Source organism: Streptomyces hoynatensis (genome assembly GCF_003626535.1).
Taxonomy (GTDB): domain Bacteria; phylum Actinomycetota; class Actinomycetes; order Streptomycetales; family Streptomycetaceae; genus Streptomyces; species Streptomyces hoynatensis.
In genome coordinates this window covers 18,157-32,247 of sequence record NZ_RBAL01000013.1, presented here as the reverse complement: position 1 = coordinate 32,247, position 14,091 = coordinate 18,157, and the positions used below count along the sequence as shown (strand labels likewise).

Genomic DNA, 14,091 nt, shown 5'->3' with positions numbered 1-14,091 from the left:
AGCGCGCCCGCGCGAACGCCCCGCGTGAACGCCCCCGCCCCGCGCGCCGGCTCAGTCGCCCTCCTCGGGGCAGTCGTAGGCGCCGTCCGGGCCCCAGTGCTCGGCCGGCGGCTGGTTCACCGCGAACGCGCCGCAGGACATCACCGGTTCCGAGTGGCCGTCGACGTAGCGCAGGATCACCAGCGGCTTGTTCCGCGGCACCGGGTCGCCGGCCCGGTAGTCGAGCACGCCGCTGGCCCCCGCCTTGTGCACCCCGCCGTAGAGGACCACCTGCACGCTCTCCCGGTTGAGGCCCCGGCCACCCGTGCTGCCGTACGCGTCGTTGGCGGCCTCGGCGATCACCTGCATGGCGTCGTAGCCGAGCGCGGCGTGCCCGTCGTTGCGCCACAGGTCGTCCTCGCCGAAGGCGGCGGCGTACCGGGCGTTGAACTCCGCGGTGATGGCGCTCGGCGACTCGCCCACGGGCAGCACATGGTCGTCGTGGTAGAGGCGCAGCCAGCCGGGGGTGCGGTACATCCCGGACAGGGCGGCGTTGGTGAGCTCGTTGCCGCCGACGACGGTGAGCGGGTCGCCCGAGCAGTCCGTCGAGTCCTCGAAGTCGTTGAGGAACGCGCCGAGTTCGCGGGACCTGGCCGCCCAGAACACGACCGTCGGGGTGCCGGAGGCGTTCCGCAGCTGCGCGCACACCGCCTCGGCCACGCCGTGGATGCTGCTCTCCCAGCCGATCCGCGTGTCGGGCGAGCGCGGCGGGGCGCCGGTGCCCTCGCCCGGCGGGGTGTGCCACAGCGTCCGCCAGGTGCCGCCCTCGGCCTCGAAGGAGCGGGTGAAGCCGTCGCCGACGGACTTGCTGTACAGGTCGGCCGGGTCCTGGACGACGATCGCGGCCCGCGCGGGCAGGCAGCCGCCCGAGCCGTCCTCGACGATGCGGGCCTCGTGGACGAAGCGGCTGACGATGGCCGCCTCCCGGCTGCTCGGCGGCGCCAGCTGGTGGTAGTACGTTCCGGCCTGCATCTCGTCCGCGGTGGCGTTGGTGGCGAGGGTCGGCACCTCCGCCGCGTTGAGGATGCGGACGGCCGACTGGGTCACCTCCCAGCTCTGGGCGAAGCCGACCACGCCGATCAGCCCCTCGGGGTCCGCCTCCGCCAGGCGCACGATCTCCCGCGCGGCCTCGACGGCGCCCGCGAAGTGCGCCCCGGCGTCGAAGAGTTCGACGCGCAGCCAGATCTTCTGGTCGTCGCTGCGGGCCTCGTCGTTGAGCTGGGCCTGGGCCAGGGCGATGCCGCGCAGCTCGGGGACGGCCCCGTCGGAGCGCTGCCGCTCCTGGTCCCAGTCGTCGCTCACCGGGGTGCCGACGTAGGCGACGGTGCGGACGACGCGGCCCTGCGCCTCGGCCTGCTCGGCCCGCGCGTTCTGCTCCTCGATCAGGGCCTCGGCCGCGCGGTACTCCGCCTGCAGGGGCACCGGCCGCGGCTCGGGTTCCGGCGCGGGGACGACGGCGGAGCCCGAGCGGCCGGGCGGGGGGCCGCCGAGGCAGTCGTGTTCCCCGCCCGGGGCGAGGTGGCCCACCAGCGTGGCCAGCAGCCCGAACGCGGCGAGGCCGGCCGAGGTGGCCTGCAGCGAGGCCGCAGCCGCCGGGCCGAGGCGCCACTCCCGCGGCCGGACGGCGAGCGGCGCCCTGCCCCACGCCGGCCAGGCGCCGGGCCCCGCGGGCAGCGTGACCAGGAGGGGGCCGAACGCCCCGGGCTCCCGGCCGCGCGGCGGGCCGAAGTGCCGCGCCGCCGCGGCGAGCGGGGTGGTGCCGTCCGGCGCCGCCGCGGCGTGGCCGACGGCCAGCAGCAGGGTCGCCGTGCAGCCGGCGTCCCTGACGGCGCGGGTGTAGGCGCGCAGGAAGGCGGTGGCGCGGTCCGCCGCGGGGTGTTCCCGGTGGGCCGGGCGGGCGAGCCGCGCGCCCAGGTCCCGCGGGAGCGCGCCCGGGAGTTCGAGGAGGAACACGTAGCGGGTGCTGCGCCTGCGCCGCCACGGGGAGAGGCGGACCGGCGCGGTGGCGCGGCCCAGGTCGGCGAACAGGGCGTGCAGCAGCACCGTCTCCTGGTCGGCGGGCGAAAGCTGTAGCGCGTCGGCGAAGAACTCGGCCGAGCTGTAGCCGTGCGCGAGGCCGCGTGCCCGGGCGTACCAGCCGTGCCGTTGGGACCGCACCAGCCGCCTGGTGCAGTGCCTGCCCCACCACCAGCGGGGCAGCCGGAAGAACAGGGGCTCGGCGAGGAAGCGCCACAGGGTGCCGAGGGCGCCGCCCGCCACCGCGTCCGGGACCGTCCCGGCGGACCGCAACGCGCCCAGCAGCTGGCCGCGTTGGCAGCGCAGGTCGTAGCAGTGGTCGCGCAGGGCGGTCGCCGTGAGGGGTGGCGCGCCGCCCGCGCTCCCGGGATCGCCCGCGCCCCCCGCGCTCCCGGGATCGCCCGCGCCTCCCGCGCCCGCGGTGCCACCGGGATCGCCCGCGCCGTCCCGGGTTCCGGCGGCGGCCGGGCGGCTCGGATCGCCTGGGGTGCCGGGGCTGCCGGGGGTGCCCGGGGCGGCGCCGGGGGCGGCCGCGTCCGCGGGGCTGCCGAGGCGGGTGACCAGGTCGAGGGCGAGCCGGTGGTTGCGCAGCGGCAGCCGGCCGGTGCGCCGGGGCAGGTTCCCGCCGAGGCGTTCCGCAAGCGGCACGGTGAGGGGCCCGGTGGCCGCGGCGATGTCCGCGGCGGACAGGGTGGCGTGCGGGACCAGGGCGGCGAGCCGGCGCCCCGGCCCCTGCCGGTGGAGGCACCGGTCGAGCCAGGCGCTCACCCGGCGGGCCCGTTCGCGCCGCTCCGCGCCCGTCGTGACGAGCACGGCGGGCGGCAGCACGGCGCGCCTGCGGCGGTGCCTGGCGCGCCGCTCCCGCGGGACGGCGGCGGCCAGCCACGCCTCCAGGAACTCCTCGCTGCCCTCGCCGGACGGGAAGTGGGCGCTCCCCGCCTCGTCCTCTCCCTCACCACACACGGTGCCTCCCCATGCCTCGCGCCGGGCCGCGGCGCGCGGGCGGCGGACCCGGGACGTCCGCGGCCGGAAGCCCGCGGCATGCCGATGGTGCCGCCCGCCGCCGGGGAGGGGTCCCGGTGACGGCTTCCTGTGGGGAGTGCAACGTCCCCCGGCGCCCGCCCGGTTGCACCGCGGAGGGCCCGGGCCCCCGACCGGTGCCGCGCCCATGCCCGCGGCACATGCACCCCGGGGCCGCGGCCATCAGGCGGCCCCGGGGGCGTCCCCGCCGTGGCGGCCCGGCGGCGCCCGCCGTCCCGGCGCCGGCGGCGTCCCCGGCTCCCCGGTTCGGGGCAACCTCGCCGCAGCGCTGTTGAGTTGTCACCGTGGGTTCCTACAATGAGCGGCACGCCAATCCGCCCGTCGCCGAAGACGGGCCGGGGGACCACAGGGGGAAGCGTTGCCGGCGGAATCAGCGGAATCAGCGGAATCGGCAGAGTCAGCGGGAGCGGCGGAGCCCGGGCAGAGCGGACGGGCGCGGGACACGGGGGAGCGGGTCACCCTGCGGCTCGGCGTGGCCGGGGACGAGGCCACGGCGCAGGACGCCCAGCTGCTGCTGCTGTGGCTGCGGGAGGACCCGGAGCTCGAAGGGCTCGACTTCCACGCCGCGGAGGGCAGCGGCATGGGCCCGGGCGAGGACCTGCTCGTGTCGCTCGTCACCGGCGCCATCCAGGCCGGCGTGTTCCGGCTGCTGCGCGCCGCGTACAACTACGTGCGCAACCTGCGGGGCCGGAACCTGTCCGTGACGGTCGACGTGAGCGACACCCTGAGCATCGAGCTGACCTCGACCACCGAGTGCACGCGCGCCGAGCTCGAGCGCCGGGCCGAAGAGGCGGCGCGGCACCTGCGCGGCGAGCCGGAGTGAGACGGTGGCCCACGAGCCGCGGGCCAAGAAAACCCGGGTCCTCCTCATCGGAGTGGCCGACTACGACCACTACGGCGACATCCCCTCGGTGCGCCACAACCTCACGCAGTTGCTGAGCGAGGTCCTCACCCGCGACGAGGCCGGGCGCCTGACCGGCGGCGTCGCCGCCCGCACCCTGGAGTCGCCGACCGGCGCCGAGCTCAGGCGGGCCGTGCGGCGCGCGGCGGGCGAGGCGCGCGACCTGCTGCTGTGCTACTTCAGCGGGCACGGATACCTGCACTTCGACCCGGGCCACGGCGGCGCGGGGCCGAGCACCGAGCTGTACCTGCTGCCGCGCGAGGCGACCACCGAGCGGCCCTGGGAACAGGGCATCAGATACGGCGAGTTGCGCGACCAGCTGTGCGCCGGCTCGCCCGCGGAACGCGTCGTGCTGATCCTGGACTGCTGCTACTCGGGCGCGGCCCAGCGCGAACCCCTGCCCACCGGAAGGCCGTTCGCGCTGATCACCTCGGCCAAGCCGCGCGGCCAGCAGTGGAAGGGCGACGGCCTGGGCCCGACCCCCTTCACCGCCGCGCTGCTCGCCGCCCTGCGCGCGGGGGGCGGGTCCGTGACGGTCGGGGACCTGGCGGCGCCGCTGCGGGAGCGGGCCGCGCGGGACGCGGCGGAGGAGGCCGCCAAGGCGGCCGGGCACGGCGGCTACCCGGACGACTGGTTCCCGCAGGTCACGGCCCTGGAGGGGGCGGGGGACACCAGCCTGACCCGGGCCGCCCACGGCGACGAGCCCCCGCTGGTGGCGGCCTGGCGCCTGCTGCGGGAGGCCGCGCGCACGACGCGGGTCGCGGTGCGGGACGCCGTCACCTGGGCCTTCGGCCGGGGCAGGCCGCTGTGGCACCGGCTGGCCGGGGCGCTTGCCGCGCTGGCCTTCGCCGGGGGCTGCCTGGGCGTCGTGCGGGCCGCGGACGCCCTCAGCCCGCCGCCGGAGAGCTGCCCCATCCCGCTCCAGCTGCGGGTGCTGACCACCCCCGAGTACGAGCAGGCGATGAGCGAGGTGCTGGCCGCCTTCGAGGGCTCCCAGGCGGCGGCGGACCCGCTGGGGGACCGCCCCGAGGGCTGCCGCCAGCTGAACGCCTACGTGTACGCGGCGCCGGGCGCGCAGGTGTCCGAGGCGTTCCGGGACAGCGCGGCCTGGGCCGAGCCGGAACGCGCCTGCCCCGAGGGCGAGCCCTGCCCGAGGCCGCTGCGGGACCTCGGGCCGCGCCCCGACGTCTGGCTGCCCGCCTCGGCCGCCTCCTACGAGCGGGTCAAGGACGCCACCGCGCTCCCGGAGAGCGCCGTCTACCTCGGCGAGCCGGTGACGCTGGCCCGTACCCCGGCCGTGCTGGCCGTGCCCGGCGGACTCCCGGGGCTCGCCCCCGAGGACGGGGACCTCGCCGCCGCGCAGACCGGGCACGGCCTCGCCGAGCTGGTCGAGGCCGCGGAAGGGGCGGGTCTCACCGTGCGCAGGGCGGTCCCGGCCTCCTCCGACGCCTCGCTCGACGCCGGCCTCGCCGTCGGCCCGCACCGCCTGCCGGACACCGGCCCGGCCGCGCTCGACGACCTGGCGCTGCTGTGCGGCCTGGCCGACGGGCCGCAGGCGCGCGATGCGGCGCTGCTGATCGCGGAGCGGTCCCTGGTGTCCCTGCTCGACGAGGAACGCGGGCCCGGCTGCCTGACCGGCCGCGACAGCGAGTTCGACTACACGCCGCCGCAGGACGCGCTGCCCTACTACGTGGCGTACTACCCGAGCGATGTGCCGGTGCTCGACCTGGAGTTCGTGCCCGTGCACTGGGAGTCGGCCACGCGCGACACCACGGTGCGGGAGGCGGCCGTGGAGCGGCTGCGGGACTGGCTCGGCGGGAGCGAGGGCCGCGCGGCCCTCACCGCCCAGGGCTTCCGCGAGGCGCGGCGCGGGATCGGGCACGAGCGGGACGGCGGCGACCCGCTCAACCGGCAGGAGTTCGCCACCCCGCCCGCCCTGCGCGAGGACTCCTTCGCGCCCGCGGCGGGCGAGGTCGAGGAGTACCTGGAGCGGGACGGCACCTCCCGCACCGGGCGGGACGTGGTGTTCGTCGTCGACGTCTCCACGAGTTCCTACGCGGGGCAGCGGGTGGACCTGATCGACGAGGTGCTGCGCCGCGCCCTCGGGCAGCTCGCGCCCGGGGACCGCTACGCCCTGCTGACCGCGCCCGCGGATCTCGGCGGGGGCGTGCGGGGCCCGGATGAACTGCGCGACTTCGACGCGGAGGAGGCCCTGGCCGAGGTGGACTCGCTCGCCGCGGTCAACGCGCGGGCCCCGGTGAACGAGGCGCTCGACCGGGGATTCCGGCTGCTCGGCGACAGCGGGCGGCGTTCCCCGCTGCTCGTGCTGATCACCGACGACCTCGACAGCGAGGGCGACCCGAGCCGCCCGGACTCCTCGATCCCCGCCGCCGTCGTCTCCTTCGGCCGCGGCGGCTGCGCCCTGCCGTTCAACCAGTCGCTCGCCCGGCCCTCGAACTTCTGCTTCGACGACCCCTCGGCGCAGGCCACGCAGCTGGCCGCGGTCCTGGCGCGGCTCGCGGCCGGGGAGGCGGCGCCGTGAGGGGTGGTGCGAGAGCCGGGGCCGCGGGGGGCGGCGCGGGAGCCAACGGGCGCGCCTCGCGCGGGCGCGGGGCGTGGCGGCGCGGGGCGCTGGCCGTGACGTTCCTGCTGGGCTGGCTGGCGGCGGCCTGCGGCGGTTCCGGCGGCTCAGGCCCCGACGTGCCGCCCGACGACGGCCGCCCGCTGGTCGTCGTCAGCGGGGCCGACCTGACCGCCACGGACGAGGGCGGCAGCGTGCACCAGCGGCTGATCGACGACTGGAACCGGGACCACAGCCGCAAGGCGCGGCTGGTGGAACTCCCGGCCGCCGAGGACGGGCAGCGCGGCGAGCTGATCGCCGCCCTCCAGTCGGGCGCCGGCGACTTCGACGTGCTGAACGTGGACACCGCGTGGATACCGGAGCTGGCCGAGGCGGGCCTGATCAGGGAACTCGACGAGGACCAGCACCTGCTCGACGCCGACTTCCTGCCCCAGGCCGCCGCGGCCGGCCGCTGGGAGGGCAGGACCTACGGGGTGCCGTTCAACAGCGACGTGGGGCTGCTGTACTTCCGTCAGGACCTGCTCGAACGGCAGGGCCGGGACGCCGGCGACCTCGCCGCGGACGGCATGGCGGACCTGGTGCACGACTGGCCCGGCTCCAGCAACTGGCTGTACGTCACGCAGCTGCGGCCGTACGAGGGCCTGACCGTCAACACGCTGGAGGCGTTCTGGAGCGAGGGCGTCGAACTGGTCGACTCGCGGGGCCGTTACCAGGGCAGCGAGGCCGCGCTCGAACGCGGGCTCACGGCGCTGCGGCAGATCGCCACCCCGGGCAAGCTGAACGACGCCTCCTACGAGGCGGACGAGTCGGCCTCGATCGCGGAGTTCGCCGACCCGGAGGCGGGCACCGTGCTGATGCGCAACTGGCCTTTCGCCTACGCCCAGGTGGCGGCGGCCTTCCCGCCGGGGGAGCGGACGTTCGGGGTGACGGAGCTGCCGGGCACGGCGGCGCTCGGCGGGCAGAGCCTGGTGCTGAGCGCGAGCAGTGCGCGCGCCGCGGACGCCATGGAGCTGATGCGCTTCCTCACCTCGGAGGACAGCCAGCGGAAGTTGCTCGACGCCGGCTTCGCGCCCGCCCTGCGCGACGCCTACCCCCTCGACGACCCCGACCACCTCGACTGCGACCGGCCGCGCACCGTGCTGCGCCCGGCCGCCGGGGAGACCCCGCCGGGCGAGGAGGCCGGGGAATCGGGGGAGGCCGGGGACGGCGGGGGCGACGCCGCGGCGGGCACCTCGCCGAGCCGGGACCCGGAGTACGCGGCGCTGCTGTGGTGCGCGCTGCGGCAGGCCCACCAGCGCCCGGCCACCCCGTACTACCCGGAGTTCTCCCAGCTGTTGCGGACCGAGGTGGCCGCACTCCTCGGCGACGGCGCGGGCGACGAACGGGACGTGCGCTCCACGGCCGAGGACCTCGACGAGCTGCTGCCGCTCGCCCTGGACGGGCGGCTGCCCGAGCCCTCCGCCGGCGGCTGAGCCCGAGCCCTCCGCCGGCGGCTGAGCCGGCCCGCGGGCGCCCCCCGCGCGCCCCTCCGGGCGCCCACCGCGTCCCCGGGATCACATTCCGTGAGCGAAGAGCGCCGCAGCGCAGCAGAGTTGACGCGGCATCAAAAAGCGATGTGGCGTACGGCACGCCGAAATTATGCCCGGATTTGCGGGATTTGGTGACCGATGATCCCGGGGGTCTCCTCATTTATTCCCGCGGGAGCTTGGAATCCGGCGGTCAAGTCTATTAACGTTCGATAACGCAGCGCGGTCGTCACCGCCGTCACAGGGACGGCGCCGCGCCTTGTCGCCGAATCCGGCGCGTGCGCAACAACGCACCAAAGGAACCGGGGAACCACCACATGGGGTGAATCGGACAGTCGGCAGCATCCGCCGGCCGCCCGTAGGAGACCTTCCTGCTCCGAACCCGTCAGCTAACCCGGTAGGCGAGGGAAGGAAAGGAGAGCGCCTCCGTGGCGTCCTATCGCTATGCCTCGATCGAGGACACGCACCCGGTCCGGACGGCCACCGTCCCCGGCGGCCCCGACGGCTCTCCCGGCCCCTACGGCTTTCACGAGAACTTCCACGAGGACATCCACCAGGACTTCCACCAGGACCTCCGGCAGGACTTCCCCCGGGACGGCCACGCCGGCACCTACGGCGACTCCCTCGGCGCCGCCACCGGGGACGGCCTGCCCCCGTCCGACGGCGGCCACCCCGCGTACTTCGGCCCCCGGCCCTCCGACGGCGAGCCCTACACCGAGTGGAACCCGAGCGAGGACTCCCTTCGCCCGCTCCGCGGCAGGCACCGCGTGGTGCGCCAGCGCGGCGGCACCATCGCCCGCAGCCGCGCGGTGCTCGGCGTCGGCGTGATCGCCGCGGTCGGCGCGGGCGGCATGGCCACCGCCAACGACGACGGGGCCGGTTCCCTCCCCGGCATGGGGGCCGCCGCCGACAAGCTCAAGGCCATACAGGCCGACATCCCCGTCCTGGGCGACCTGCTCTCCTCGCCGGACTCCGCGGCCCCCGACTCCGTGGCCCCCTTCACCGAGGCCGGCCTCACCGCGACCGAGACCGCCGCCGGCCACGCCGACGCCGGCGAGGCGCTGCGCGCCCGCATCCTCCAGCAGGCCGACCAGCAGGAGAGCGCCGCCGCCGCGGCGGCCGTGACGACCGCCGTGCAGGCCGCGGAGGAGGACGCCGCCGAGCAGGCCGCCGCGGCGGCCGAGGCGGAACGCGCCGCCGCCGAGGCCGAACGCAGGGCCCGCGAACTGCGCGAGAGCTACCGGCTGCCGCTGGCCGACTTCACCCTCACCGCCGGCTACGGCGACAGCGGCGGCATGTGGCAGGCCGACCACACCGGCCAGGACTTCGCCGCCCCCACCGGCACGCCCGTGAAGAACGTGCACACCGGCACCGTCAAGGAGGCCGCCTGGGCCGGCTCGTACGGCTACCGCGTGGTCGTCGAGTTGGAGGACGGCACCGAGCTGTGGTACTGCCACCTCTCCTCGATGAGCGTCTCCGCCGGTCAGGAGCTCACCACCGGCGACCAGATCGGCCTGGTCGGCTCCACGGGCAACTCGACCGGCCCCCACCTGCACGTCGAGGTCCGCCCCGGCGGCGGCGACCCGGTCGACCCGCTGCCCTGGCTGCGCGACAAGGGCCTGAACGTCTGATCCGGCCCGCACCACCCCCACACACCGACGCCGACGGTCCTGGTCGCACCCCCCCGCCGCCAGGGCCGTCGGTCTAAGCTGGCGGCCATGAGTGCAACGTCATACACGGTCGGCGATCTGCGGATATCGCCGCTCTGCCTGGGCGGGAACGTCTTCGGCTATACGGCGGACGAGGCCGAGTCGTTCGCGGTCCTCGACGCCTATGTCGCGGGCGGCGGCAATTTCATCGACACCGCCGACGCCTACAGCGCCTGGGTGGAAGGCAATTCGGGCGGCGAATCCGAGACGATCATCGGCAACTGGATGCGGCAACGCGGCAACCGCGCATCGGTCGTCATCGGCACGAAGGTCGGCGCGCACCCCGACTTCAAGGGCCTTTCCGGCGCGAACATCAAGCGCGCCGCCGAGGAGTCCCTGCGCCGCCTGTCCACCGACTACATCGACGTGTACTACACCCACTTCGACGACGAGTCGGTGGACGTCTCGGAAATCATCACGGCACTGGACGACCTGGTTCGCGCGGGCAAAGTGCGGGAGATCGCCGCCTCCAACATCTCCCCGGCCCGGCTGCGGGCCTCGCTGGAATTCTCCGTCGCCGAGGGCAAGGCCCGTTACACCGCGATCCAGCCGCACTACAACCTGGTCTCCCGGGACACCTACGAGGGCGAACTCGCCGCGGTGGCCGCCGAGTACGGACTGGCCGCCATGCCGTACTTCTCCCTGGCCTCCGGCTTCCTCACCGGCAAGTACCGCCCCGGCACCACCGTCGACAGCGTCCGGGCCGGGCGCGCCTCCGAGTACCTGGAGACCGACCGGGGCCGCCGCGTCCTCGCCGCCCTCGACGAGGTCGCCGCCGCCCACTCGGCCGAGGTCGCCACCATCGCCCTCGCCTGGCTGGCCGCCCAGCCCACCGTCGCCGCCCCCATCGCCAGCGCCCGCACCACCGGGCAACTCCCCGCCCTCCTGGCCCTGAGCGGCACGACCCTCACCACGGACGAACTCACCCGCCTCACCGAGGCCTCCGCCTGAGACCAGGCAGCCTGCGCCTGAGCCGCCCGGCCCCGGGACCCGCCGTCCCGGGGCCCGGCTCTCGGGCGAGCGGCCTCAGCGGACCGGGGGCGTGCGCGTCAGCAGCGTGAGGTCCGAGTTCGTCGCGATCACCAGGCTCGCGCCCGTGGGGGAGAAGCCGGTGGCCCGCAGGGTGGTGTGGGTCGCGTGGTGGATGTGCCACCAGTCGCCGCCCGCCGGGCCGTGGCACAGGCCGCCGTCCGCGGAGAGGATCACGCGGTGGTGCGGCCAGTCCGGGCTGACCACGTCCAGGGTCCAGCCGTCCTCCGTCATGGTGTGCAGCCCGCCGCCGTGCAGTCCCGCGATCCGCACCTGCTCTCCGGCGAGCGGGCCGAGCCCGGGACAGGTCAGGTGCGGGCCCGAGGGCTCGCACACGTCGGGGTCGGGGGCGCGGTCCCGCGCGAGGAGGGCTCCCGTCCCGGTGTCGAGCAGCCCGTGCCCGCCGGCCGAGACGACCATCAGCGCCTCGTGACCCGTGGCCGGCTCGGTCGCGAAGCCCACGCCGAGCAGGCCGGCGATGCCGGTGTGCAGGACCCGGCGCCAGGGGGGCGGGGCCGGGGATATGGGGGCTGCGAGGAAACGCTCGCGGAGCTGCTGCTGGTACTCGGTGAACATCGTCCGTCCTACCGGCCAAGCGGGATGTGAGGACGACGTTACGGTGCGTGGGCGAGAAGCGCTAGACAGGAGGCGTTCACCTTGCCGGTGCTTTCGGGTCACGTGGGCTGAAGCGGGAGCGGGCACCCTCGTGGGCATGAAGTTCAGGCTGCGGCCGGGAAGCGTCGCGCGCGCCGAGGACATGCTGACCGCGTGCGTGCGTGAGTGCGCCGCCTACCTCGCCACGGGCCCCACCCACGCCGGGCTGGTCGCCGCGGTCGGGGCGCTGGTCGTCGAGCACTCGGACCACGAGCCCTCCGCGGAGCGCGCGTTCGACGCGGTGCTGAAGGTGGGCAGGGCGGCCCTGGACGCGGGGGAGGTGCGGCTGGCCCGGCGGGTCGCCGACTCGGCCGTGGCCCTGCGGAACAGCTCCAAGGGCGCCTGGCGGCTGCGCGGCGAGGCCCTGGAGGCCGACGGCCGCGAGCACGAGGCGATCGAGGCGTACGAGCGGTACCAGGCGCTCGCCGGGGGCGGCACCGAGGAGGTCGCGCGCCGGCTCACGCTGCTGCGCCACAAGCGCGCGGCGCTGGTCGAGGCCGGGCGGATCGTGTCGGACGCGCTGCTCGCCGAGCGGCCGGCCCCGGAGGCCAAGGCCGCGCTGACCGGCGCGGTGGAGCGGGAACTCGCCGGCCGCGGCGCCGCCGACCCCGGCATGCGCGCCCTGGCCGGGGCGTTCGGCAGCTACGCCAGGCTCTCCGTGGAGGCCCCGATGGAGGACCCGCTGCTCGGCGGCAGCGAGCCCATCGGCGTGGGCGACTTCAGGGCGCAGGTCAAGGGCCGCCGCGTCTGCGTGGTGGCCAACGGCGAGGAGCTGGCCGGCCGCGGCCTGGGCAAGGAGATCGACTCCTACGACCTGGTGATCCGGCTCGACTCCTTTCAGACGCACCCGGCCGGCACCGGGGAGCGGGTCGACGTGCACGCGGTCTCGCACCGCAGCGGCGGCCCCGGCTGGCGGCGGCAGGTGGACACCAGGCTGGTCTTCGGCGAGAAGCCCTCGGAGTGGCGGGAGGCGATCCGCAGCCGCCTGGTCCCCGGCGCGCAGCGCCGCGTCGGCGACCGCTCGCTCAGCCGCCCGGTGCGCGACCCGGCCCTGATCGGGGAGTCCCGCTGGGCCGTCGACGCCGGCACCGGCTTCACCGTGGCCCGCCTGCTGGACTTCCTCGACGTCAGCCCGGCCATCGACCTCTTCGGCTTCGCCCTGCCCGGCCAACTGCGCCCGGAGGAGCGGCAGTGGGTGCTTTCGCACGCCCGCGGCGTGGACGGGGTCCGCATCTCCCTGCGCTGAACTCCCGCCCGCCGGCGGCCCGTCAGGCCGGGCACGCCACCCTCCCCGCCGCGCCGCAGGCCCCGCCGCGCCATCCTCCCGCCACGCCCCTGCCGCCCCCGCCGGGAACGCTGCGGGGCGCCTGGCCACCCCTCAGGGGAAGGGGCGCCGGGCTACTCCTCAGGCGGGAAGGGGCCCGGGGCCGAGGCGGCGATGGGGGCCGCCGCGAGGGCGCGGTGCTGCCACAGGCTGCGCAGCAGCTCGCCCTCGGCCTCGGCGAAGCCGGGGCCCGCCGCCCCGCGCTCCGCCCGGTCCCGCAGCAGCGCCACCGCGAGGGCGGCGGACTGGTACGCGGCCACCGCGCGCGCCCCGGCCGCGCCGTGCCGGCGCCGCGCCATGCGGCGTGAGAGCCGGCGCGCGCGGAGCGAGGTGAGCGCCGCCGGCTCCTCGGGCCCCAGCCAGCCCGCCTCCGCGTACACCGGCAACATCAGCCGCAGCACCTGGAGCTGACGCCGCCTCGCCCACACCACCAGCCAGCTGAGCAGCGCGAAGACCGGCAGCATCAGCAGCCCGTAGACCAGCGCGAACCCGGTGAAGGACAGCGAGGTGGAGGCGTTCCACGCCGAGTGCAGGCCCATCGCCGCCGCGAGGCCGAGCAGCGGGAGCGCGATCCGCGGCGCCCGCCGCCCCGGCGCGAGCGCCGTCGCGAGGCCGAAGCCGAGGCCGGTGAGCGCGGTGAACATCGGATGGGCCAGCGGCGCCAGCACCACCCGTACGACGAAGGTGAGCACCGTCTGCGAGTCCAGCACGTCCGTCACCCCGGCCTCGCGGTCCTCGGCGAAGGAGCCGCCCAGGTAGAGGATGTTCTCGGTGAACGCGAAGCCCGTCGCGGTGACCCCCGCGGCCAGTACTCCGGCGAGTACGCCGTGGAAGGCCCGCGGCCGGTGCACGAAGAGCAGCAGCACGGCCGCCGCCTTGGCGGACTCCTCCACCATCGGCGCCACCACGGTGAGTTCCAGGGTGTCGGCGTGCTCCGGCGTCATGGTGGCCGCGTCTCCCGTGAGCCACTTCGTCACCAGGCCGTTGACCAGCAGCGCGAACAGGGTCGCCGCGCAGGAACCCCAGCCGAAGGCGAAGGCCACCGCCCGCCGCGGCTTGGGGATGACCGCGTCCATCCACCAGAAGACGCCGAAGAGGAAGGGCAGCGGCAGCAGCGCAAGACCGAGCCCCGCCGCGAAGCCCGCCCCGCCCGTCTCCCTGCCCACCAGCAGCCCGGCGCCCACGCCACAGGCCGTCAGCAGGGCGCCGACGGCCAGGGAGCGGGGGGTGGTGGTGCGCGGGGAGGCGCGCGGGGCGGGGAGTGGGGGCAC

Annotated in this window: 9 protein-coding genes and 1 riboswitch; of the genes, 6 read left to right on the top strand and 3 right to left on the bottom strand. The window is 76.2% G+C overall.

What is annotated here, in order from left to right; genetic code table 11:
- Positions 1 to 51 precede the first annotated feature (51 nt).
- Entirely contained in the window at positions 52 to 3,018 is a 2,967-nt protein-coding gene (locus D7294_RS20860; protein WP_120682045.1) for a hypothetical protein, read from the bottom strand.
- A gap of 550 nt (positions 3,019 to 3,568) precedes the next feature.
- Between D7294_RS20860 and D7294_RS20855 the strand changes: the two genes are divergently transcribed.
- From D7294_RS20855 to D7294_RS20835, 5 genes are all read left to right on the top strand, one after another.
- Positions 3,569 to 3,919, top strand: a complete 351-nt coding sequence (locus tag D7294_RS20855; RefSeq protein ID WP_120682043.1) for an effector-associated constant component EACC1 — start codon at positions 3,569 to 3,571, stop codon at positions 3,917 to 3,919.
- A gap of 4 nt (positions 3,920 to 3,923) precedes the next feature.
- Positions 3,924 to 6,539 (top strand): caspase family protein, encoded by a 2,616-nt coding sequence (locus D7294_RS20850; RefSeq protein ID WP_120682041.1) that lies wholly within the window; start codon positions 3,924 to 3,926, stop codon positions 6,537 to 6,539.
- A 95-nt stretch (positions 6,540 to 6,634) separates the two neighbouring features.
- Positions 6,635 to 8,050 carry an extracellular solute-binding protein gene (locus D7294_RS20845; protein WP_158674667.1) on the top strand — a complete coding sequence of 472 codons (1,416 nt, stop codon included), beginning with the start codon at positions 6,635 to 6,637 and terminating at the stop codon, positions 8,048 to 8,050.
- 307 nt (positions 8,051 to 8,357) lie between these two features.
- Positions 8,358 to 8,523: riboswitch (cyclic di-AMP (ydaO/yuaA leader) on the top strand.
- Positions 8,524 to 8,751: 228 nt separating this feature from the next.
- On the top strand, positions 8,752 to 9,735 hold the full coding sequence (locus D7294_RS20840) for a M23 family metallopeptidase (RefSeq protein WP_120682258.1): 984 nt from the start codon (positions 8,752 to 8,754) through the stop codon (positions 9,733 to 9,735).
- 87 nt (positions 9,736 to 9,822) lie between these two features.
- On the top strand, positions 9,823 to 10,764 hold the full coding sequence (locus tag D7294_RS20835) for an aldo/keto reductase (RefSeq protein ID WP_120682037.1): 942 nt from the start codon (positions 9,823 to 9,825) through the stop codon (positions 10,762 to 10,764).
- A gap of 75 nt (positions 10,765 to 10,839) precedes the next feature.
- Here D7294_RS20835 and D7294_RS20830 read toward each other — a convergent pair whose 3' ends face one another.
- The gene (locus D7294_RS20830; protein ID WP_120682035.1) at positions 10,840 to 11,418 is read right to left on the bottom strand and encodes a hypothetical protein; all 579 of its coding nucleotides are present in this window, start codon (positions 11,416 to 11,418) and stop codon (positions 10,840 to 10,842) included.
- 136 nt (positions 11,419 to 11,554) lie between these two features.
- On the opposite strand from D7294_RS20830, the gene D7294_RS20825 reads away from it, so the two are divergent.
- Entirely contained in the window at positions 11,555 to 12,742 is a 1,188-nt protein-coding gene (locus D7294_RS20825; RefSeq protein WP_158674666.1) for a bacterial transcriptional activator domain-containing protein, read from the top strand.
- 152 nt (positions 12,743 to 12,894) lie between these two features.
- Here D7294_RS20825 and D7294_RS20820 read toward each other — a convergent pair whose 3' ends face one another.
- Positions 12,895 to 14,091: a PrsW family intramembrane metalloprotease gene (locus D7294_RS20820; protein ID WP_120682031.1), complete on the bottom strand. Its 1,197-nt coding sequence runs from the start codon at positions 14,089 to 14,091 to the stop codon at positions 12,895 to 12,897.

Bases quoted from the DNA above. Each gene is read 5' to 3' on its own strand.
- D7294_RS20835 (WP_120682037.1), top strand. From the start codon at position 9,823: ATGAGTGCAACGTCATACACGGTCGGCGATCTGCGGATATCGCCGCTC.
- D7294_RS20830 (WP_120682035.1), bottom strand. From the start codon at position 11,418: ATGTTCACCGAGTACCAGCAGCAGCTCCGCGAGCGTTTCCTCGCAGCC.
- D7294_RS20825 (WP_158674666.1), top strand. From the start codon at position 11,555: ATGAAGTTCAGGCTGCGGCCGGGAAGCGTCGCGCGCGCCGAGGACATG.